Raw genomic sequence first — 21,673 nt, forward strand, 5'->3', positions numbered from 1 at the left:
CTTTATCTCGTTGACGCTCCGCTCATATGTTCCTCCACCGCACGAACGAAATCTCCTCCGTCCTTCATGCCGGAACGGTCCATAATGAAGGCTTTCCCCATTTGCAGACACAGCTTCTCCGCGCGCGCTCTCGCCATGTCGTCCTCGATGCCGGCAATGTCTTTGACGTGAGCCAAACCCAGGATTCTGCGAACGAGTTCGAGTCCGACGACCGCCGATGCATCCTGAATGATCTGATCCAGATAATACAGGTCGAAGCCCGGAATTTTCGCCGAACGGTCCGTGGCATGCTCCCGGAACGCGCTTAAGAACTTCTCGCGGAATAAATCGATGACTTCCCGTACGCTGGAAAGCAGCCAGGCTTTTTGGGCTTCGCGGGCCGGAGCATCCTCCATCACACAGTCCGCGTTAACATATGCGAAGATCAGATGCGCAATCACGTTACCTACATCATAACCCGCCGGGCCGAAGAAGGCGAACTCCGGATCGATGATTTTGGTCGAATCCTCTGTGACGAAAATGGAGCCGGAATGCAAATCTCCGTGCAGCAGCGACTGCGCATGGTTCATGAATTCGAACTTCAGCTTGGCCGTCTCGAGCAGCAGAGCCTCATCCTCCCACAAAAAAGCCTTGGCAAACTCGCGGGTCGGTCCGAAAATATCGTTCCGCGGGCAATCGTAAAACGGCTCGGTATACACGAGGTCCTCCGAAATCTCGCACAGGTCCGGATTGATGAAGCTTTTCACCAGATCCTTCTTGGCTTTGTGGTCCATGACCACATCGGACGTAAGCAGCAGCGTGTTAACCATGAACTTGGAAATATGGTCCGCGAACAGCGGGAACTGCCGATACTCCAGCAGCGCTTTTCTCATGATGACGTGATCGGACAGATCTTCCATCACGCAGCAGTTCATCACGGGATCGTAATGATAAAACTGCGGTACCAGCCCGGGAGCCAGCTCATATTGAAGCTTCAGAATTTGGCTCTCGATCCGGTTGCGGTCCGTGGACACGAAAATATCCGCCGAAATGCGCGCTACGGGACCCGCCTGCTTAATGATGATCGATTGGCCGCTATGGGCATCGACCACGCGAAACACATAGTTCAGGTTACCGTCCCCGATTTCCTTGCAAGTCAGGCTGGCGCCCTCACTGAACATATCCAGCTGCGTCGCCGCATAGTCTGCGGCATCGCTTTCGTTCATCGTGAAATATTCGCTATATTTTCCCCTCATTCCAGCTCTCCCTTAACGATTTGAAATGAACTAAAGTTCCATTTATCTATTTGGATCTGTAATACGTAATCGCAAGCGCGAATGCGAGTACCGTGCCTTTCACGATGTCCATCGCGTAATACGGTACGCTGAGCATGACTAATCCGTTTTGCAATATGCCGATCAGAATAGCACCCACGAACGTGCCGATGGCATTAGGCTTGCCTGCGCCCAGCACGGCGAACCCGATGTATGCAGCGGCAACGGAATCCATCAGGTATGGAGCGCCCGAATTCACCTCTGCCGTCATCACCCGCGCTCCCAGCATAATGCCACCGATAGCCGCAAACAGTGCGGATAAGAGGTAGGCTGCGACACGGTATTTATTGACGGGAATGCCGGACAGCTTCGCCGCTTCCCTATTTCCGCCGATAACGTACATGTAGCGTCCATGCTTGGTGTACGTCAGGAACACATGGACAATAATGACGACGATGAGCATGATGATGATAATCCATGGCACCTGGCCGATTTTCGCGAAAACAGGGCTGATGATGCCGGTAGAGAACGATCCGTCCTGCATGATCATGTTCTGCGACAAGGTTGCCCCTTTGGTATAGGTTTGGGCGATGCCCTGGAATACGAACATCATCGCGAGCGTCAGCAGCATGTCCTGTATTTTCAGCTTGACGATCATGAATGAGTTCATGATGCCTGCGGACAAGCAGATCAGCAGCGTCAGGATGACGCTCACCCATACGCCTTGACCATGCCACACAAACATGGAAATGACAAGCGCATTCGCAAACGAAGCGACCGAGCCGACGGAAAGGTCGAATCCGCCTACGGACAAGGAGATTGTAATGCCGATCGCAATGATCGTCACAATCGAAATCGACCGCAAAATATTAATGATGTTCGAGGGCTGCAGAAAGCTGTCAGACAGCAGACCAAAGACGAGAATCAGCAGAGCGATCGTAATTAAGGTGCCGTATTTATACAGAAAATCGAAAAAGCCAAACGTCTTGGGAGCTTTTGCGGTTTGAATGGTTTTGACTGTGTTCATGCTTCGTTTCCTCCCGTGGAATAAAACAGAATTTCTTCTTCATTGGTGTGGCTCGTCTGCAGCTCCTTCGCGATGCGCCCGTCGTACAGCACGTACATCCGGTCGGTGATGCCCATCATTTCGGACATTTCGCAGGATGCGTAGATCACGCATTTCCCGCGCTGCGCAAGCTGCAGGATCAGCTCGAAAATATCCTTTTTCGCGCCGACATCGACCCCTTTGGTAGGCTCATCGAAAATATAGACCTCCGCGTCCGTGATCAGCCATTTGCCTATCGCCACCTTCTGCTGGTTGCCTCCGGACAGGTTTTGCACTTTGGCTTGCTCGCCCGGCGTCTTGATGTCCAGCGTCTGGATGATGTCGCGCGCAGCCTCCCGTTCCTTCCGGAAGTTCAGGAACAGATTCATCCGGCTAAACCTTTTCAGGTTTACCGCGCTGAGGTTCGTAGCGACCGATTCCCCTACCCAGATGCCCTCTTTGCGTCGTTCCTCCGGCACAAGCGCAATGCCCTCCTTAACAGCGGCATGCGGACTCTTCAAACGAAGCTTCTTGCCGTGGAGGACAACCTCCCCGGAATGCCCGTTACCGATACCGAACAGCGCCTTGCACAGTTCCGTTTTTCCGGCCCCGACGAGCCCGGCAATGCCAACGATCTCGCCCTTTTTAACGTGCATGTCAATGTCGTGGATCTTCTCCCCGTCGCTGAAGCCCCGCGTTTCAAAAATCGTTTCGCCTTTTACGATATCCATGGTGGGGAACTGGTCCCCCAGCTTGCGTCCCAGCATATACTCAACGACCTGATTCTGGCTCATATCCTCGATGCTCTTGCGGACGACAAATTCCCCGTCCCTCATGACGGTGATTTCGTCGCAAATTTCGAACAGCTCCGGCAGGCGGTGGGATATGAAAATCACGCCGACGTTTTCTAGTTTAAGATTGCGGACGATACGGAACAGCTCTTCGGTCTCCGCATGGCTAAGCGGTGCCGTCGGCTCATCCAGAATGAGAAACCGACAGGTTTTGGAGATGGCTCTGGCAATCAAAACCATCTGCTTCTCGGCGAGCGTCAGCTCGCTGACCAGCTTTTTCGAGGACACGTTCACGTTCATCTTGTCCAGAATTTCCTTCGAGCGTTGATGGATGGCTTTCCAGGATATGATCTGCTTTTTGCCCATATCGTTCACGGTATGGTCCAGCATAATGTTTTCTCCTACCGTTAAATACGGCACCAGGGCCGTATCCACTTCCTGATACACGATTTGAATGCCCAAATCCTTGGCATCCTTCGGATTCCGGATCTGCACAGGCTCCCCGTCAATGTGAATGCTGCCGGTATAATGACCGTATGCGCCCGACAGCACCTTCATCAAGGTCGATTTCCCTGCGCCGTTGGCTCCGATCAAGGCATGCGAGGTTCCCATCGTCATCTGGAAATCCACCTGATGGAGTGCTTTTACGCCTGGAAATTCTATGGATATTTCCTTCATCTGTAAATGTATCGGCTTACCTTCGCCCATGTCTTCACCTTCTAAAAAAGGATGTTATCGCAAGTAGGGGAAGTGCTGCTCGGCAGCACTTCCCTTCTCCTTACGGCCGCTCATTAGCCGCTTTGCTATTTATTTCGCGTATGCTTCCTTCAGTTTCTTCATCCACGGTTCTTCGTAAGCATCGCTTACACCCCAGCCCGGCATGATGCTCGCCAGGTTCACCATATTCACGCTTTCTGCCGAACCCTTCAGCTTGTCCTGTGTAATCAATGACGCTGCCAGGTCATACGTTTGCGGCACTTCCTCGCCCGCGATTTTCTTGGCAAGGAGACGCACGTCGACTTGCCCAATTACTTTCGGATCAACGGCCGCCGTGGATACCCATGGGCTCTTGTCTTCCTGCATCATCTGCAGATCCGCGTTGGAAACGTCGATGCCGTAAATTTTGATCTCGTCGCGTCCGGCTTCTTTCACGGCACGTGCCGCGCCGATTGCAAAAGCGTCCCACGTCGCGAAGATCGCATTAATCTCGCCTTTTTTATGCTTGGTCAGCATCGCCGCAACCGCGTTTTGCGTTTGAACCGATGTATCTGCAGAGGCGATTCCGAAGCGTTCGACTTCCTGAATGCCCGGATTCGCTGTCATAAACTCTTTATAAACGGTATTGCGTCTTACCATTGGCGGGAATCCGTCCACCCACAGGTAGACGATTTTGCCTTGGCCTTTCAGCTCGTCATTCATTTGGGTCAAAGCGAGCTTGGCCAAGTTCTCGTCATCCTGGGAAGTCAGTGTGACGCCGTCAACCTTCGCGAGGTCCGTGTTGGAGTCAAACGTGACGACCGGAATGCCTTTTGCCGTAATTTTCTTGACGTCATCTACCGTGGCAGCATCGTCGCCATGGGAAATGATAAAGCCGTCATATTCTTTTTCCAAAGCCTGCGAAATGGCATCATGGAATTTGGCCGTATCGCCGTTCGCGGAGAAGGTATCCACAGTAAAGCCCATCGATGTGCCTTCCTGCTTGGCTCCCGCCAGGAACTGCGCCGTATGGTCGTCTCCGCCGATTTTGCGGACCACCATAATTTTCACCTGATCATCCTTGGCGATTTTATCCGGTACGCCTTCAACCACTTTCTTCTCCGGCGCTTTGCTTCCCCCGCCGCCACAGCCCGTAGCTACGATCGCCACCGCAAAAAGGCTGATCAGCAGCTTGCTGAACGTTGTCTTCTTCATGTCCTCTCCACCCCTTGATCTTCTCTACATTCCAGCTTGCTCTCTATCATTCTATTATGGAAAGCTGTAAAGCTTGAAAGCATTTTAGCATCGTCATGCATAATATACAACATAATTTTCTTCATTTTATCGAATATTCGACAATTTTCTCTTCTGTTTTCCCGGTGATCGGTATTCTAATAACGAATAAAATGCTGCGAAAACCAAATCAATGTACGAGATTCACTCTAACAACGTCATATGATGAGTTGAATTCTAGTAATAAGAATAATTAATTATGTAATTTAATGCATCTATATTTAAAAACGCATCCGCCCTTCACAGGGACAAATGCGTTCACGGAAATACCCTATATACCTTATTACCGCCGCTGACGGAGCGAAAAAACGCAGTTAGCATCATAACGGGCGCTCCCGGCAGGAGTACTTGAATCTGCGCGATTCTTTCATCCGGCAGCCTGCCAGTCTTGTAATCTCATTCCTTGTCCTGTACCGGCAATCCGAGATTCGGAAAACCAGAGCACGACGGGGAAATCAATGCACTTCCGGGACATAGCTTTTCGTGATGTATGGCAAACAATCATGTTTGTTTTTCCATACATTACAGGATGACGAGGTTTAATGTCAAGTATTCAGCTATGATTAATTTTATATCATTTCAATATCTGCAGCAGCTGTACCCGGTAAGCTTCACTTTCCAGCGACTGAATCTCCTTGTACTCCGCGTCCGTTAGCGTTTTTGGCGTGCCAGCGGCCTTCGCCGCCAAGTATATTTTTGCGCTCTCCTCTACGACCTCGGTACGGTAATACGCCTCACGCAGATTTTTACCCGTGGTCACTAACCCATGATTTTCAAGCAAGATCGAATTGAAGTCCCCTACTTTGGCGGCGACAGCATCCGCCAGCAGATCGGTCGTTGGCAGCACGTAAGGCACAAAAGCCACTTCGCCCACCAATGCAGCCTGATCCGGAAACAGCATCGGCAGCTCCTGGGCAACCAGCGTTAAAGCGATGCAGTACGCAGGATGCGTATGAACGATCGCCTGAATCTCAGGATTTTCGCGGTATGCGAACAGATGCATCAGCACCTCCGATGACGGCCGAACTTCGGTATCCAGTACTTTCCCTGACTCGATCTCCACCCGGATCCATTGATCCGGGGCGATATCCTCCAAAGCAAAGCCGCTGGGCGACAGCAGCATCAGCCCGCCGGCCTTCGCGCTGATATTCCCTCCCGGGCCGACAACCAGCCCTTTCGCGACGATTTTGCGGGCATACAGCGTCAGTTCCTCTCGTACTTTTTGTTCCAGTGAATCCGTCATTTCTTTATCCACTCTCCTATCCTCTATTTCATTAAGGCGCCTCATATCGAAGGATTCACCCGTCAGCCTCTCATTTTCAGCAACCCAAGCAGCTGCTCGAACCCGTGATAGCGTTCTTCCCAGAGCTCCGCATCCGCAGGCACATATATTTCGGGCGGGAACGACTCACGGACAATCTCCCGGATTTCACCCAAGCCGTGGACCTCGCCATGCGCTTTGGCCTGCATCATCAGATTGCCGATCGAGGTAGCCTCGACCGGACCGGCGATGACGGTTCTGCCGGTCACGCTTGCGGTCAGCTGGCAGAGCAGACGGTTTTGGATACCGCCTCCGACCATATGAATATGATCCAGCCGTTCTCCGGTGAGCTCTTCAATTTCGCCCAGCGTTTGCCGATATTTGAACGCCAGGCTCTCCAGGATGCAGCGCACGATTTCGGGACGGGACTGCGGTACAGTCTGCCCGCTCGCCCGGCAGTATTCCCGGATCCGCTCCGGCATGTTTCCGGGCGGAAGGAATACGGCGTCCCCAGCATCAACGTAGCTGGCGTTTTGCGGTGCATGCTGCGCCATTTCCGTTAACTCCGCGTAGCTGAGAGAGTCTCCTTCCATCGCCCAGCTTCGGCGGCATTCCTGCAGAAGCCACAGCCCCATAATATTTTTGAGCAGGCGGATCATTCCTTCCGCGCTCCCTTCATTGCTGAAGAGAAGCTCCCTGCTTCGCGCGGTAAGGACCGGCTCATCCAGCTCGATGCCCATCAAGGACCAGGTACCGCTGCTGATGAAAGCATAACGGCTCGTGGAGGCAGGAATGGATGCGACCGCAGCCGCCGTATCATGACCGGAAGCCGCGATGACAGGCATCGCAGGGATGGACAGCTCTGCGCAAATGTCCGGCCGGAGTGCCCCCAGACGCGTGCCTGGCATAACAACGGGGCTAAACAGCGATTCGGGCAGAGACAGAGCGTGCATCACCTTGCTGTTCCATGTCCTTTGAACCGGGTCCAGCAAACCGCTTGTGCTGGCAATCGTATATTCGTTGGCCATTTCACCGGACAAATAATAATGAAATAAATCCGGCATGAAGAGCATCCGCCAGTCGTCCGCATTTTGGTATATACGCAAATGCTCATCCGCGTACAGCTGATATATCGTATTGATGCTGGAGGATTGGATACCGGTCAGGCTGTACAGCTCCGCTTCCGAGATCCATTTCAGGGCTTCCTTCATCGCCGGTTCACTCCGAAGATCCCGATAGTGGTACGGATTGCCGATCAGTCTTCCTTTCGGATCCACCAGCCCGTAGTCCACGCCCCAGGTGTCTACGGCGATCGATGCCGGCACTGCACCAAGCTCCTGCCTTGCCTTCATCATGCCTCGTTTCAGCTCATGAAACAGTCTCAGAAAATCCCAGTGAAGCCTTTCGCCCAGCTGAACCGGCTCATTGTCAAAGCGGTGCACCTCCTGTATCGACAACCGCTGCCCGTCAAAATGACCCGCGACCGCTCTGCCGCTGCTGGCGCCGAAGTCCACCGCCATCATCTGCAATGATTTTGTACTCATGTTTTCACCTCTTTATCCAGAAAAAACATCCGGCGCGGCCGCTGCAAACATGCAGGACCGCGCATTTCGGATGCTTTTCTCCGCGGCTTACTTGTACATTGGACCAAAATTTTTGCATGCGCGGTAATCCGCGCCTTCAGGATCATGGGTGCCGAACAGTCCCCAGGCTCTGGGACGGAAAATTTGATCCTCGTTGACGTTATGCATGCTCACCGGAATCCGGAGGATGGACGCCAGCGTAATCAGATCCGCGCCGATATGGCCGTAGCTGATCGCACCGTGGTTTGCTCCCCAGTTATCCATGACCGAATATACATCCTTAAAGGCGCCTTCTCCGGTCAGGTTCGGCGCAAACCAGGTCGTCGGCCAAGTCGGGTCCGTGCGGTTGTCCAGCTTCTCATGCACTTCCTCCGGCAGGTCGACCGTATAGCCCTCGGCGATTTGTAGTACAGGCCCAAGGCCTTTGACAAGATTGAGCCGCGACATCGTTACCGGCATGCCGCCGCGCGTCAGGAAATCGGAAGAGAATCCTCCGCCGCGGAAGTACTCGACAGCCGCGGGCCGCCAGGAAGTTGCCTTCAGACAGTTGTTCTTATCTTCCTCTGTAATTTCCCAGAACGGCTTCATAACCGGCTTGCCGTCCCGCAGCTGTTCGCCCGTGCCATCCAATGCGGCCGGTCCGGAATTGATAAGATGCAGCAATCCATTTTGCCCGAGCCCGCTCAGCTCATGTCCCGTGACGCGCTTCACGGCATCCGGACTCCAGTAAGTACGCACGTCCGCAAAAATTTGAGCCGTATTCGTCAGCAAATATCCGAACAGCATCGACACGCCGTTCAAGCTGTCATTTTCCGTTGCAACCAAATAAGGCGCGCGGATTCCATTCCAGTCAAACGACGAATTCAGAATGGCTTCATGGAAATCGCCGTTCGGGAAATGGTCCGTCCACTGACGCTGCCCTTGGAAGCCGGAAACAATCGCGTGATGGCCCATCGCTTCTTCGGCAAAGCCGAGCTCTTCCAGCCGCTTGTTACCGACCATGAGATCACGGACGATCTGCGTCATTTTGACGACCATTTCCCAGTCCTTGTCTTTTTTCTCGCGCGAGGTCTGGATGTTCTCCGGATTGTTATCAGGGCCTTCCTTGCAGTTTTCCTTGACCCAGGCCATCGCCATTGCAAACTCTTCCGGATCATAGATTTCCTCTTCCACGCGGCGCGTAATTTCGGACATGTCCACGTATTCGTTCCGCATGCCCAGATACTCCTGGAAGAAGTCCGGATCGATCATGGAGCCCGCAATGCCCATGGATACCGAACCGATGGCAAGATAGGATTGTCCCTTCATGAGCGCTGCCGCCAATCCAGCTTTGGCGAAACGGAGCAGCTTCTCCTGTACATCCTCCGGAATGGACGGATCGTTCATATCCTGAACGTCCCTGCCGTAAATCCCGAATGCAGGAAGGCCCTTTTGCGCATGCGCCGAGAGCACGGCCGCCAAATATACCGCACCCGGTCTTTCGGTGCCATTAAAGCCCCACACCGCTTTCGGGATGGCCGGATCCATATCCATCGTTTCTGTGCCGTAACACCAGCATGGCGTAACTGTTATGGATACGCCGACACCGGACTTCACGAACTTATCCGCGCAGGCGGCCGCTTCCGCTACGCCTCCGATGCAGCTGTCTGCAATGACGCACTCGACGTTAGAGCCGTCCGGATAGCGCATATGCTCACTCAGAAACGAAGCAACCGCTTTTGCCAGATTCATCGTCATGTCTTCAAGCGATTCGCGCACGCCTTTTCTTCTTCCGTCTATGGTTGGACGGATACCGATTTTCGGGAAATCCTGCTTCCATCTTGCGTCCTTCGTAGTCATCTTTGTTTTTCCTCCTTGTGAAAAAGCTGATGGGATTAGGGCAGCCAACATTAGGGTTATCGATAACCCTAATGAGAAAGCAATAGCAGCTGTCGTTTTGCCAGTGAAAAAATAATCAACTCGATTAGTTCTTTCATAATCTTACAAAAAGAGAGCTGCTTCTAAGCGGTAGTCGAATGTGCCGTAGCTGTAGTATAATGAGGTTATCGATAACTTTAAAATAGCAATGAAAACGGTTGCTGTCAATCCGTAATTTAATTAGAATTGGAATACGACAGACACAGATATTATTCATTTGAAGTCCACGAAGGGGTTTATATATGGTTACCATTTATGATATTGCCGCCAAAGCCAACGTGTCGGCCATGACCGTATCCAAGGTCATCAACAATACGGGGAGAATCAGTGAGCAGACACGAAAGCGCGTCAAAAAAGTGATGGAGGAATTAAACTACATTCCAAATTCGAATGCGCGCAGCCTTGTACTGCAGCAGACACAGATATTGTCTCTGCTGATCACGGATATTACCAATCCGTTCTATACAAGCCTTGCGCGCGGAGCGGAAGATAGCGCCAAAAAGCTGGGCTACCGCCTCCTTTTCGGCAACAGCGACGAGGATTACACCAAGGAGCAGGACTACGTGGACATGATTCTATCCACCCGTGTGGACGGAGTGCTGTTTGCTCCGGCGGGGGACCACTCTCTCAAGCATCTGGAGAAGCTTCGTGCGCATAACATTCCTTTTGTTATCATGGACCGCGCCGTACCCGGCATCGAATCGGACATCGTCTCCGGAGACAGCAAGCAGGGTGCGCGTAATCTGGTAGAATACCTGATCAACCTCGGCCACCGCAGGATCGCGCTTGTCAACGGTTCGCTGGATGTCTCCACCGCCCGGCTGCGCTATCAGGGTTACGCCGAAGCCCTGCAGCTTCACGGCATCGCTCTGGACGAAGAACTCGTTATCCATAAGAGCTACCGTGAATACAAGGACGAAGACCAGCTTCTCCAGCTTCTGCAGCAGCCATCGCCGCCGACCGCTATTTTCGCGGCCAACAACTTTCTGGCTGTCGGTGTCATCAACGCCCTGAGAAAGCGCGGCATACGGGTGCCCGAAGACATGTCCGTCGTCTGCTTCGATGATCTCGACCTCTCCTCCGCGCTCGATCCGTTCCTGACCGTGGCCGCTCAGCCGGCGTATCAGTTCGGAGCCATGGGCATTCAGCTGCTCGTCGAACGCATTCAAGGGAGCGCCGTGCCTGAAAGCAGGAAAGTCATTTTACCTTCCGAGCTCATCATTCGTTCTTCAGCCAGGACAATCGGCAAATAATTGGGTACAATATGAAGAACGCTTGACGAAGAAGGTGACGTCCCATTCGATCGAAAAAAATAACCAAAAGCATTTTGACTCCCGCTAAAATACTCGTTATCGGATTCCTGCTGATGATTACGCTAGGGACCTTTCTGCTGTCATTGCCTGTGTCTTCGGCAAGCGGCGTCCGGGTTCCCTTCCTAAATGCCTTGTTTACCGCGACTTCCGCTACATGCGTCACCGGACTTGCGGTTGTGGATACCGGGACGGTGTATTCCGCATTCGGACAAGTTGTCATGATCCTGCTCGTCCATACCGGCGGCATCGGCTTCATGACCATGGCCACCGTGATTGCCCTCGCGCTGAATAAGCGGATTTCGCTCCGCGAGCGCCTGATTTTGCAGGAGGCCCTCAATCATGAAACCATTAACGGCGTCGTGCGTCTGGTGAAGAAAGTCATTCTGTATTCTCTGCTCGTGGAGCTGGCGGGTGCATTCCTGCTTGCGGTTCATTTTTATTTCTCGCTTCATTTAACATTTGGCAGAGCGGTATATTTCGGCATTTTCCACAGCATATCCATGTTCAACAACGCGGGATTTGACCTGATGGGAACCGTAAACGGACCGTTCAGCGGCATGGCGCCGTTTATCAATGATCCCTATATCAATCTCGTGACGATGATACTTATTTTTCTGGGAGGTATCGGATTCATCGTGCTTTCGGATCTCATCGATTTTCCGAAAACGCGCAAATTGTCACTGCACAGCAAAGTCGTTCTGAGCGCTACCCTTGTGCTGATTGTCGTCGGAACCCTCGTCATTTTTGCGATGGAGTTCAGCAATCCCAACACGCTTAAGCCGCTGCATGGCGGGGGGAAATTCATGGCCTCCATGTTTCAGTCCGTAACGACCCGCTCCGGGGGCGTCTCGACGCTTGATATCGGTTCGTTCCGGCAATCGACGCAGTTCATGCTGATCCTCCTCATGTTCACCGGAGCGGCTCCAGGCTCTACCGGAGGCGGAATCAAAATCACGACCTTCGTGCTGCTGCTCGGTGCCGTGCATGCCATGATCCGCGGGCGCGAAGACGTCGTCTTGTTTCGCAAACGCATCGCTAAGGACGTCGTTTACAAAGCGATTACGCTTACGCTCCTTTCCCTGCTTCTGATCATCCTGTTCTCCATGCTTTTGTCCGTTACCGAGCATCAGGACTTCATGAGCATTCTATTCGAATCCACATCGGCTTTCGGAACAACCGGCCTCTCGATGGGATTGACGACGCATCTCTCGCCGCTCGGCAAAATCTGGATCGTCTTCCTGATGTTCTTTGGACGGATTGGACCGCTGACGCTCATTTACGCGCTGTCCCGCGACCGTAAAAAAGACTTGTTCAACTATCCGGAAGGCCGCATCATTATCGGCTAAATCCCTTACGACCTCATACGTAAAAGAGTCCGCTGCTGACAGATCATTCAGCAGACGGACTCTTTGCATTTCCTTGCGCATTACTGTCCTCCCCTTTGCCGGCTTTCGCTTTCCTTTTTTTCAATGCACCGACGGCTAGTAAGAGCACAGGGAACAAAAGGCATGGAAAAAGAGCGAATATCGTATATACATAGCCTATAAAAAATTCCATCTCTGCCGGATTGGCCACCACCCACTTCGACATCGGAAGCAGCAAAAACAGAAATGGCACGATCGCGTATTTATAAGACGTTAGCTTAAAAAGCTGGACGGCAGAAATCGTGAGCGCATAAAAGCACAGCGTGACTTTCACGAATGTGGTGCTCATCCAGATAATACCGACGATCGCCTCCACCCTCTCGAAAATGCGCTCGATCCGGATTTCTTTTGCCAGATCATACACCGCGTAAGGCGCACGGATGGTCTCCTCGATACCCAGGACCGCAATGGTATAGAGCGTGATGAGCACCAGTGTGAATGGGGCTGCGGCGGAGGCAATGTAAAAGTATTTTCTGGTTTTGTCTTTATCCACGATAAATCGGACAAGCATCAATACGACGATAACATCGAACGTTGGAAATCCGATGATGGGGTACAGCCCTTTGATCGAGGGCATGATGCCTTCGGGAAAAAGGGGCAGCAGATGATCCACCTCAACCTTAGGGATCAGCATGATGGAGGACACGATGAACACAAATACCGCAATCGGCAGGAGAATTTCCGTCGCCCGGCCGATGACGCCCAGACCTAAAAACACACCGTAGACCACCGGGAGCATAAAAACAAGACTGATTACATCCATCGGGGATCTCGGTAAAATAACGGAGCCGAGAAATCCGCTGATGACCCGCAAGATGTATGCATCCAATACCAGAAAAAAGAGTAAATACATCAACCCGAACACCCAGCCTGCCGGTTTACCGAGGAGACGCTGGCTGTAATCGATGATCGTTTCATCGGGATACTGCATAGATAGCTTCATATACAACCAAGCGATACTGAGCTGAATAAAGATGGACAGCACCATGGTAAACCATTCATCGGATCTGGCAATGATCGAGATCGTATGCGGTTGGACAATCGCTGCCGTCCCCAGGATATACATGTACATCAGGACGGCAAACTGTGCGGATGTTATTTTGGCTTTATCCATTTTCCGTTCCTTCCATAAGCCATTTCGCTACCGGTTTATACAGCGGTTCGAGCGCCCATTCTACGATTTTGGTCAGCGTTGGCATGGGCGCCTCAAACAGCAGCAACAAATAAAGCGCCAATCCCGAAGCCAGAATCAGTGTCGCGGCAACCACGTCGCGGGTGATGCCGTGTCTTCTTAAGTAATTCGCTTGAACAATTCCCGTCAGCAGAGCAGAAACAACAATTCCAACCCAAGAACTCACGTTAGATCCTCCTCCGGCATGACCGTGCTGATCGCTGTTATTTCTCCCCGATATAGGTTCTCGTACGAATTCCCGTCCCGACAATGGCAATGTTTACTTCTACCTTCGTCGATATATCTGGAAAGATGGCATCCCAATCTTTCTTGTTCCTTTTCCAAAACTTCGGGTTGGTTTGGTACACGTATTTGGCATAAGCGGCCGCATCGCTGTTCATCGATTGGAGCCTGCCCATGCTGCGAAGGATCAGCTCGCGCTGTATTTTTTCCGCCTGATGCTCCAGCCAATGGATTTGCCCGCTATCCTGAAGCTTGACGATCGAGTTGTTATTGTCCAATACATAAGCCTTGTGCTCCACGCTGATGGTAATCACGGGCTTACGGCCGCGGAACACGGCTTCCACCTTGGTCTGATTTTGTATTGGCGCAATGGAGACGATCCCTTTATCTCCAACCGGAATTTCGATAAGCATGCGTTTAAGCTTGTTCTTCACGATGGTTAAGCCCTGGGATTCCTCATGATTCAAAAAGCCGGCCAGCCTTCCGTCTTTAAAAACGGACATGGAATCCATTCGCAGATAGTTCTCAGGCTCAATCTGTTCGGTGTTCGATTTCTTCTGGGCTTCGTTTGCGTTCCCGATGAGCTCGATACTTGGCAAAGCCGCATCATTCTGATCGCTTTGCAGCGCAGCTATAAATTCTCTTGCTCTCACCGGATATATGACGCCCACTCTTTCATGATAGGTTTTAATCATGTTGTATATTTGCTGCACCGGTATTTTCTCCATGGAGGTGATCGTTTTAAGGATATCCTCCGCCTTCCCATTTTTGGCGACCAGCATATCGAAATCCGTACGAATCTCAGGATCGCGATCCACGATGTCAAAAAGATCCTCCACTCCTTTACGGGCCAGCTCCTCGCCAAGGATCATCACCTGATTATGAGCGAAGTAAAGCCTTCTCGAGGCGAGGGATGTCATGCTCGTAAACGTCTCCAGCAGGGTCTTGCCCGTTCCGGTGTAATTGGTTACCGGAATCCCCTCTTTTCCGCCTCCGCTTTGCGAGTCGGAGACTTGATTAGGCACGACGACCTGAGGCGTTACCCGGATGTTGTCGTCGTTTTTCGGATCCTTATCGACCCCGATGGCCACGACGATGGACAAATCATCGAGATATTTGCTATCCCAGCATCCGCCAAGCGGAAGAAGCAGGATCAGACAAACTGTACAAAGCCACAGCCTCCGCTGCATGATGTCACCCCTCCTCTGAAGGTTCGGGTTGTTCATTAGCCTTCGATGTTGAACTTCTTCCCGCGCCCGAAGACGGTGAGGATGAGGCCGCGTCCGTTTGCCTACCCGCCAAGATTTCATGATGCTGTTTATCTGAAGCGCTTCGACTTTGACGAACGGAATTATTTTCACTAATCAGCTTAGGTCTCGTCTTCATCAGGGTCATAGGAACGCGAAGCAGCGTATCCTTCAGGTCTGAGAGAATGGCGGGACCGTAGGGTGCCATATAAGGAACATTCATGGATTTAAGGCTGCACATATGCAGCAAAATGATCAGGAGCAGGCAGGCCATGCCATATATCCCCATGAAGGACGATGCGAACAAAAAGAGAAAACGCAGCATTCTCGCCGTAATTCCGATGTTGTAAGCAGGCGAGACAAAGCTCGCGATAGCCGTAAGGGAAACGACGATCACGACCGCCGGAGAGACAATACCGGCTTCAACAGCCGCCTGCCCCAGCACCAATCCACCGACAATGGAGATGGTGTTCCCGACGCTTCTTGGCATACGCACACCCGCTTCACGGAGAATTTCAAACACCGTCTCCATGATAAAAGCCTCAACGAAAGCTGGAAACGGCACACCTTCCCTTTGCACGGCCAGCTTGATCAGCCAAGGCGTCGGTATCATTTCCTGATGAAACGAAATGATGGCCACGTAGAGTGATGGCATGAGGAGACCGATGAAGAAGGAAATAAATCGCAGCAGCCGAATCAGGCTTCCCACATCGAAACGGCTGTAATAGTCTTCCGCAGCCTGAAAATACATATTGAACGTGCTCGGCACGATCAAGGCAAACGGAGTTCCGTCCACCAAAATCGCCACCCGCCCTTCCAACAGGTTCGCCGCGATCACATCCGGCCGTTCGCTATGATACACCGTTGGAAACAGCGTGAAATTCGTATCTTCGATCAATTCTTCTATATACCCGGATTCCAGGATGGCGTCGATATCGATATTGTTCAGACGTTTACGGACCTCTGTGACGATCTCTTCTGCAACGATGCCCTTGATGTACATGATGCCTACATCCGTCATCGTCACACGGCCGATCTGCATCTCTTCCAGCCACAGCTTGGGACTTTTGATTTTGCGGCGCAGAAGCGAAGTATTCGTACGGATCGATTCCGTGAAACCCTCCCTTGGACCGCGGATGACGGTTTGGGATGTAGGTTCCGTAACGGAGCGCCGTTCGCCGCCTTCGGTGCCAGCGATGATGACTTCTTCGCAACCGTCGAGGAACAAGATCGTGTAGCCGGACATAAGCCGGCTATACAGGTTCGCCCAATCGGAGCATTTGCTGATCTGTCCCACGGAAAAGGCTCTATGTTTGAAAACTTTACCCAGTTCATCTATGTCCGGCTTGTTATCGGAGTCTGTAATCAGGCTCGTCTCATCCAGCACCGTTTGAATCGTGAATTCGGATACCGCCGTATTGTCTACAAGACCATCGATATATACGAAAGCCATTTGCAGTCCCAGCTTCTCCGACTCGATCTCGCGTATGATCAAATCCACGCTGTGACCCATATCGTCCTGAAGCTGTTGCAAGTTTTCCTTCATGGACTCCGATAGATGCCCGCTAATCAAATGTTCCGTCTCATCTTTGGTCGGCGAAGTCTTCGATGGTTGTTTTTTCAGGAAAACGGAATAGCCGGACATGTGACTGCACCTCGGTCGATTAATGAGCTTATTATTACCATTTTTGGCCGGAAACATCCAAACGCAAAAAAAGACGGAGAGCAAGATTGCTCCCGTCGCTTTCGTAGGATGGACTGAAACTTCGAATCAACTTTGAAAGTCAAATTATTCTTTCCACAGCTTGGTGAATAAGCCTTGTTTTCTTCCGACAAGTCCCTTTTCCAGAGCGTACCGCGTTAATTGGACCCTGTTCTCCAAATGCAGCTTCTGCAAAATATTTTTGAGATGATTCTTAACCGTCTGATCCGAAATATGCAGCTGCGCCGCAATTTCTTTGTTGGTCAGGCCTGAAGCTACCCAGTTCAATATTTCACGTTCCCGGTTCGTTAACGTCTCATGATGCTCCGGACTTTTGACCGCCAATGGAAACTCCCTTAAAATTTGCGTGGCAAGCTCCCGGCTGAGCGGCGCTTCATCGCTCATGATCGCGCGCAGGTATTCGATCCAGGTCGATGGAGACAGATTTTTCAGCAAATATCCCTGGGCCCCCTGTTTGAGTGCTTCGAATAAATGCGAGGCATCGTCAGAGACGGTAATTATGACGATTTTCACGTATGGGTACTGCAGTTTAATCTGACGTGTCGCTTCCAGTCCGCCGATCCCCTGCATCTGAATGTCCATTAATATTAAATCCGGCATCAGCGTTTCCGTCATCGCGATCGCTTCTTCGCCGCTTTTTGCCTGTCCAACCACCTCGAAGGAATCGTCCGCCGCCAGAATTTCGTTGACCGCTTCCCTTGCGTGTGCGGAGTCGTCCGCTATTAACACCCGAAACCATTCCATCGCTAGTCAGCCCCTTTCCGAATTTCAACCCTGCTCCCTTGCTGCAAGGGGATAAAATCAACCTGCCATTGCAGTTCCAGCGCCCGCTCTTTCATAATCCGTAGCCCATACCTGTCTTTTACGCGGAACGGGTCGATGTCCGTTCCTCTCCCGTTGTCATCGATGCGAACTGTCCACGATGCACCTTCCCGGATTCCGGTTACGGATATCCGGTCTGCATGAGCATGCTTTTGAATGTTGAGCAGTGCTTCGCGGATGCATGCCAGCAGCTCCACCTTTTCCTTGGCCGTAAACATGTCATCCGGTATGGACCAATCGAGGTCCGGGTCGATGAATGCTTCCTTGGCGGTATGCTCGATCCTCGATTTGATGGAATCCTCATATTCTTTTTCATCCGTCTGGGACGGAAATCTCAAATTGGCAATGGCTTGTCTTACGTACCGGTTCACTTCATGCACCAGCTTGCGCAATTCCTGGAAATCGGATCGTTCCTGGGCATTTTGCTGCCGGGCTTCGGCCCGGTCCATTTTGACGGACAGAAGAAAAAGTGATTGTGCAATCCCGTCATGCAGCTCGCGCGCAAGCAAATCCCTCGCGGCCAACGCCGCGTTCTCCGCACGCTCCTTGTTCAGCTCCTCCTGAACCTGCTCCAGGCGGTGAAAAAGCTGACTGAGCAGCGTCATGCTGATCAAAAACACGAAGACCGGGGTCAGAAAATTGCCCGCCTCCATTGAGATATAGGGCATTAATAGCGTATGGCGGACATATTCCCACAGTCCCACCGTCAAGGTCGGGACAATCAATATCATCCATTTGATTTGCTTATAAGACATAAACATCCTCCCGAATGACCATAAGTTCCAGAACATTGTAGCATGAAGCCGGAAAAAATGCCTGCTCATCCGCCGCATGTATGTTTACGAAGGCCCTGTCGCATACTACCAACGGACTTTATGGACGGGTGCGGCACGGCCAACATGATAAGAGGAGGTTAAACATGCATATTTACATACGCCGTTCCCTGCTTGCCGCTTGCGCGGCTGCTCTGGCATTGGAGCTCCTCTCTCCAGTCTCGGCTGCATCCCCTTCCGGGAATCGGGGGAGGGAATATTATGAGCAGCGAGGCGACGTGATTTGGGAAATTCCCAATAAGGAAAAGGTCATTGCCCTCACCTTCGACGATGGGCCGGATCCCCAAGAAACGACGCATATTCTCGATTTGCTCAAGCAATATGATGCGAAGGCAACCTTTTTTGTGGTGGGCAAACAAGTGGAGAAAAACCCGGATCTTGCGAGAAGAGCGGTAGCGGAGGGACATGAGCTCGGCAACCATACCTATGATCACGCCTATTTTAACCGTCGAAGCTCTGTGGAAAGCATCACCGGGCAGCTCAGTCGAACCCAGGACGCCATTTTCAAAGCCACAGGAAAAAGGTCTTATCTGTTCCGTCCGCCTGGAGGCTATTACAGCGACCGGATGATCGAGACCTGTAAAAAAGAAGGATATTTGGTCGTCATGTGGTCCTGGCATCAGGATACATGGGATTGGAACCGACCAGGCGTCGGTAAAATCGTCAAAAAGGTGCTGGGCAACGCCCGCAACGGCGATATCGTCCTGATGCATGACCATGTGGAGGGCCAATCGCAAACCATTGACGCGCTGAAGGAAATTTTACCCGAGCTGAAAAAAAGAGGCTACCGCTTCGTTACCGTCTCCGAGCTGGCGCGGTACAACATCCCTTGACCCGTCTCCCTCTCACCCCCGGATAAGGCAAACGCGGCAATCAGCGTAAACAGGAGCACGTAACCGGCCATCCACAAATACGTGTGTGAAAATCCGATGCGGTCATACAGGCTGCCGGCAAGCGGAGACATGATGGAACCGCCAAGCGCACCGGTAAATTGATAACCGACAAGGTACAGGGTTGAAGCAACGCGAAGATCGAAGTTCAAACGAATGTATTTGAAGATGGAGATCAGCATCACGGGAAGTTCCAGCGCCTGAATCATTTTCGTTGCTCCGACCTCCAGCGGACCGTCGACCATGCCCGAAACCGAAATCCGAATGAACATCAGCACTCCTCCGAGAAGCAGGCCCCGTTTGGGGCCTATTTTATTGATCAATGCAGGCGCAAGAAACATGCAGAGCGCCTCCGCGAACACCTGCACGCTATTGAGATAGCCGTACATGCGGTTGCCCGCTTCTTTAGTCTCGAACAAGGAGGAGAAGTATACCGGAAACTGCTGATCGTAAACCGGAACAAGACACATCACGCCAACAATATACAGTATGAACGCCCAAAATTTCCGATTGCGGGAAAGCCTGCCGATATCGGCGAATCGGAAGGGCTCGGAGGATTTCGGCTCATCGCCGCTGCCCTCTTCCCCCGCGGATGCATTTGCGAGCTTGGTTCGAAGCAGCAAAAAAGCCAGCAGCAGAGCCGTGCAGCTACAGATCCAAAAGTTCCAGTTCGGATTGCGGTTGAAGGTCTGGCCTGCGAAAAAGGTAGCGACGGCCCATCCCAGCGATCCGAACATTCTTGCTTTTCCGTATTCAAAAGCCTTCAATCGGCTGATCTTCTCGATAACGGATTCGATCGACGCATTGCCGGAGCTGAAGGTTGCCCCTATGTATATGCTCCCCGCCAAAGCCCCGAGCCAGATATTGCTGTGCAGCAGCGGGCTGTAGACGAACTGAAAAAAAGGACCCGCAAGCATCAAAAGGCCGATGATGACCGAAAGCAAATGCTTGCGAAGTCCGATTTTATCCGAAATGTATCCGTATAATAGATGGAAGCACAGCGTTCCCAGGGAATTGATCGCAAACACGATGCCCTTCTCGGTTCCATCCAGTCCCACCGCTTGTCCAAGCCAAATGCCGAAAAGGGACATGACCGAAGAAAAGCCGAAATAGTGAACAAAGAAGAAAATGCTGAATACCCAGTAAGACCGGTTCCATTTCAAGTGTACCCGCGCTCCGTTCAAGTCAGATGTTGCTCCCTATTATAATGGAGGCGGGAAATTATGGATATAGCATTTTTATGGCTTAGACCAATCCAGCGGGATTCGGATTCGCACAGAAATGTTTCCTGCATGATATCGTCCGCGGCCGCGGCTGAACGCGTCAGCATGAATGCAATCCCGTAGACATACGGCGAATGCGTTTCATATAAAGCCCTTGCTTCCTCTTCGGATAATGCTTGCATGTCCATAATTTTACGTCCTCCTTACCAGCTCACCTTCTATACGCTTTCCGCGAGTCAACCGTTTGGTTTGACGGCCAAAAAATTCCTGTAGAATCAGCCGCCGTTATGTTAAAGTTGTGAAAACATTCGTTTTACGTGACGCTCAGCCATATAATAATAACAGGACATACGAGGATGGAAATCATACTTACTTATCGAGGAGGTACATGTTATGAGTTCAGATTTGCGTTATCCGATTGGTGAATTCACAGCCGCCGAAACGATCAGTCCCGCCGACCGCAGCTACTGGATCGATCAGCTCCGCGCCCTCCCGGGCCAGGTCCGGGAAGCCATTCAAAACTTAAACGATGAACAGCTCAATACGCCTTACCGCCCCGGCGGCTGGAACGTGCGACAGGTGGTGCATCATCTGGCGGACAGTCATATGAATGCGCTGCTCCGCATCAAACTTGCACTGACAGAAGAAGAACCCGTCATCAAGCCCTACGAAGAGACGCTATGGGCGGAGCTCCCGGATTCACTCCTTCCTCCGCCGGAAGTTTCGCTCAAAATACTGGACGGCATTCATGCGCGCATGGTGCTGCTCTTTAAAAACTTCAAAGAAAGCGATTGGCAGCGCACGTATGTTCATCCCGTTAACGGCAAAACGAGACTCGACCGCCACCTCGGGCTCTACACATGGCACGGGCGACATCATCTCGCTCATATTACGTCGCTGAGCCGGCGCATGGATTGGTAAACGGCGTTTCGCTCTCGCCTGTGA

Annotated in this window: 19 protein-coding genes; 4 read left to right on the forward strand and 15 right to left on the reverse strand. The window is 51.8% G+C overall.

Annotation, left to right across the window (positions count from 1 at the left end; translation table 11 throughout):
• Positions 1–2: 2 nt before the first annotated feature.
• From mtnK to PCH05_RS10280, 7 genes are all read right to left on the reverse strand, one after another.
• Positions 3–1,235, reverse strand: coding sequence for an S-methyl-5-thioribose kinase (gene mtnK, locus PCH05_RS10250; RefSeq protein ID WP_127602288.1), 1,233 nt, complete (start codon positions 1,233–1,235; stop codon positions 3–5).
• Between the two features lie 46 nt (positions 1,236–1,281).
• Complete coding sequence (locus tag PCH05_RS10255) at positions 1,282–2,280, reverse strand: ABC transporter permease (protein ID WP_127602289.1); 999 nt, start codon at positions 2,278–2,280, stop codon at positions 1,282–1,284.
• Positions 2,277–3,797, reverse strand: a complete 1,521-nt coding sequence (locus tag PCH05_RS10260) for a sugar ABC transporter ATP-binding protein (protein WP_127602290.1) — start codon at positions 3,795–3,797, stop codon at positions 2,277–2,279. The genes PCH05_RS10255 and PCH05_RS10260 overlap by 4 nt, the downstream gene beginning before the upstream one ends.
• A gap of 99 nt (positions 3,798–3,896) precedes the next feature.
• Positions 3,897–5,000: a sugar ABC transporter substrate-binding protein gene (locus PCH05_RS10265; protein ID WP_127602291.1), complete on the reverse strand. Its 1,104-nt coding sequence runs from the start codon at positions 4,998–5,000 to the stop codon at positions 3,897–3,899.
• Positions 5,001–5,652: 652 nt separating this feature from the next.
• On the reverse strand, positions 5,653–6,321 hold the full coding sequence (locus tag PCH05_RS10270) for a class II aldolase/adducin family protein (protein WP_127602292.1): 669 nt from the start codon (positions 6,319–6,321) through the stop codon (positions 5,653–5,655).
• A gap of 62 nt (positions 6,322–6,383) precedes the next feature.
• Positions 6,384–7,883 (reverse strand): rhamnulokinase, encoded by a 1,500-nt coding sequence (locus PCH05_RS10275; RefSeq protein ID WP_127602293.1) that lies wholly within the window; start codon positions 7,881–7,883, stop codon positions 6,384–6,386.
• Positions 7,884–7,970: 87 nt separating this feature from the next.
• Positions 7,971–9,761 (reverse strand): L-fucose isomerase, encoded by a 1,791-nt coding sequence (locus tag PCH05_RS10280; RefSeq protein ID WP_127602294.1) that lies wholly within the window; start codon positions 9,759–9,761, stop codon positions 7,971–7,973.
• Between the two features lie 320 nt (positions 9,762–10,081).
• On the opposite strand from PCH05_RS10280, the gene PCH05_RS10285 reads away from it, so the two are divergent.
• Positions 10,082–11,092 (forward strand): LacI family DNA-binding transcriptional regulator, encoded by a 1,011-nt coding sequence (locus PCH05_RS10285; protein WP_127602295.1) that lies wholly within the window; start codon positions 10,082–10,084, stop codon positions 11,090–11,092.
• Positions 11,093–11,166: 74 nt separating this feature from the next.
• Positions 11,167–12,498, forward strand: a complete 1,332-nt coding sequence (locus tag PCH05_RS10290) for a TrkH family potassium uptake protein (protein ID WP_371860538.1) — start codon at positions 11,167–11,169, stop codon at positions 12,496–12,498.
• Between the two features lie 43 nt (positions 12,499–12,541).
• On the opposite strand, the gene PCH05_RS10295 is transcribed toward PCH05_RS10290, so the two are convergent.
• The 6 genes from PCH05_RS10295 to PCH05_RS10320 form a co-directional block, all read right to left on the reverse strand.
• Entirely contained in the window at positions 12,542–13,690 is a 1,149-nt protein-coding gene (locus PCH05_RS10295; protein WP_127602296.1) for a GerAB/ArcD/ProY family transporter, read from the reverse strand.
• Complete coding sequence (locus PCH05_RS10300; RefSeq protein ID WP_127602297.1) at positions 13,683–13,934, reverse strand: hypothetical protein; 252 nt, start codon at positions 13,932–13,934, stop codon at positions 13,683–13,685. The genes PCH05_RS10295 and PCH05_RS10300 overlap by 8 nt, the downstream gene beginning before the upstream one ends.
• Before the next feature lie 37 nt (positions 13,935–13,971).
• Positions 13,972–15,180 (reverse strand): Ger(x)C family spore germination protein, encoded by a 1,209-nt coding sequence (locus tag PCH05_RS10305; protein ID WP_164766613.1) that lies wholly within the window; start codon positions 15,178–15,180, stop codon positions 13,972–13,974.
• Between the two features lie 4 nt (positions 15,181–15,184).
• Positions 15,185–16,783, reverse strand: coding sequence for a spore germination protein (locus PCH05_RS10310; RefSeq protein WP_246049447.1), 1,599 nt, complete (start codon positions 16,781–16,783; stop codon positions 15,185–15,187).
• Between the two features lie 243 nt (positions 16,784–17,026).
• Positions 17,027–17,704, reverse strand: coding sequence for a response regulator (locus PCH05_RS10315; RefSeq protein ID WP_127602300.1), 678 nt, complete (start codon positions 17,702–17,704; stop codon positions 17,027–17,029).
• Positions 17,705–17,706: 2 nt separating this feature from the next.
• Entirely contained in the window at positions 17,707–18,537 is an 831-nt protein-coding gene (locus tag PCH05_RS10320; RefSeq protein ID WP_127602301.1) for a sensor histidine kinase, read from the reverse strand.
• A gap of 164 nt (positions 18,538–18,701) precedes the next feature.
• Between PCH05_RS10320 and PCH05_RS10325 the strand changes: the two genes are divergently transcribed.
• Positions 18,702–19,448 (forward strand): polysaccharide deacetylase family protein, encoded by a 747-nt coding sequence (locus tag PCH05_RS10325; RefSeq protein ID WP_127602302.1) that lies wholly within the window; start codon positions 18,702–18,704, stop codon positions 19,446–19,448.
• Here PCH05_RS10325 and PCH05_RS10330 read toward each other — a convergent pair.
• Positions 19,400–20,689, reverse strand: a complete 1,290-nt coding sequence (locus PCH05_RS10330; protein ID WP_307719526.1) for an MFS transporter — start codon at positions 20,687–20,689, stop codon at positions 19,400–19,402. The genes PCH05_RS10325 and PCH05_RS10330 overlap by 49 nt on opposite strands.
• Positions 20,686–20,916, reverse strand: coding sequence for an RNA polymerase sigma factor (locus PCH05_RS27890; RefSeq protein WP_127602303.1), 231 nt, complete (start codon positions 20,914–20,916; stop codon positions 20,686–20,688). The genes PCH05_RS10330 and PCH05_RS27890 overlap by 4 nt, the downstream gene beginning before the upstream one ends.
• A 205-nt stretch (positions 20,917–21,121) precedes the next feature.
• Between PCH05_RS27890 and PCH05_RS10340 the strand changes: the two genes are divergently transcribed.
• Positions 21,122–21,649, forward strand: a complete 528-nt coding sequence (locus PCH05_RS10340; RefSeq protein WP_127602304.1) for a YfiT family bacillithiol transferase — start codon at positions 21,122–21,124, stop codon at positions 21,647–21,649.
• Positions 21,650–21,673: the final 24 nt, after the last annotated feature.

This window comes from Paenibacillus chibensis, assembly GCF_004001045.1.
Taxonomy (GTDB): Bacteria; Bacillota; Bacilli; order Paenibacillales; family Paenibacillaceae; genus Paenibacillus_AQ; species Paenibacillus_AQ chibensis.

Bases quoted from the DNA above. Each gene is read 5' to 3' on its own strand.
- PCH05_RS27890 (WP_127602303.1), bottom strand. From the start codon at position 20,916: ATGGACATGCAAGCATTATCCGAAGAGGAAGCAAGGGCTTTATATGAA.
- mtnK (WP_127602288.1), bottom strand. From the start codon at position 1,235: ATGAGGGGAAAATATAGCGAATATTTCACGATGAACGAAAGCGATGCC.
- PCH05_RS10305 (WP_164766613.1), bottom strand. From the start codon at position 15,180: ATGCAGCGGAGGCTGTGGCTTTGTACAGTTTGTCTGATCCTGCTTCTT.
- PCH05_RS10270 (WP_127602292.1), bottom strand. From the start codon at position 6,321: ATGACGGATTCACTGGAACAAAAAGTACGAGAGGAACTGACGCTGTAT.
- PCH05_RS10325 (WP_127602302.1), top strand. From the start codon at position 18,702: ATGCATATTTACATACGCCGTTCCCTGCTTGCCGCTTGCGCGGCTGCT.
- PCH05_RS10280 (WP_127602294.1), bottom strand. From the start codon at position 9,761: ATGACTACGAAGGACGCAAGATGGAAGCAGGATTTCCCGAAAATCGGT.
- PCH05_RS10295 (WP_127602296.1), bottom strand. From the start codon at position 13,690: ATGGATAAAGCCAAAATAACATCCGCACAGTTTGCCGTCCTGATGTAC.
- PCH05_RS10260 (WP_127602290.1), bottom strand. From the start codon at position 3,797: ATGGGCGAAGGTAAGCCGATACATTTACAGATGAAGGAAATATCCATA.
- PCH05_RS10255 (WP_127602289.1), bottom strand. From the start codon at position 2,280: ATGAACACAGTCAAAACCATTCAAACCGCAAAAGCTCCCAAGACGTTT.
- PCH05_RS10340 (WP_127602304.1), top strand. From the start codon at position 21,122: ATGAGTTCAGATTTGCGTTATCCGATTGGTGAATTCACAGCCGCCGAA.
- PCH05_RS10285 (WP_127602295.1), top strand. From the start codon at position 10,082: ATGGTTACCATTTATGATATTGCCGCCAAAGCCAACGTGTCGGCCATG.
- PCH05_RS10265 (WP_127602291.1), bottom strand. From the start codon at position 5,000: ATGAAGAAGACAACGTTCAGCAAGCTGCTGATCAGCCTTTTTGCGGTG.
- PCH05_RS10315 (WP_127602300.1), bottom strand. From the start codon at position 17,704: ATGGAATGGTTTCGGGTGTTAATAGCGGACGACTCCGCACACGCAAGG.
- PCH05_RS10275 (WP_127602293.1), bottom strand. From the start codon at position 7,883: ATGAGTACAAAATCATTGCAGATGATGGCGGTGGACTTCGGCGCCAGC.
- PCH05_RS10310 (WP_246049447.1), bottom strand. From the start codon at position 16,783: ATGAAGGAAAACTTGCAACAGCTTCAGGACGATATGGGTCACAGCGTG.
- PCH05_RS10320 (WP_127602301.1), bottom strand. From the start codon at position 18,537: ATGTCTTATAAGCAAATCAAATGGATGATATTGATTGTCCCGACCTTG.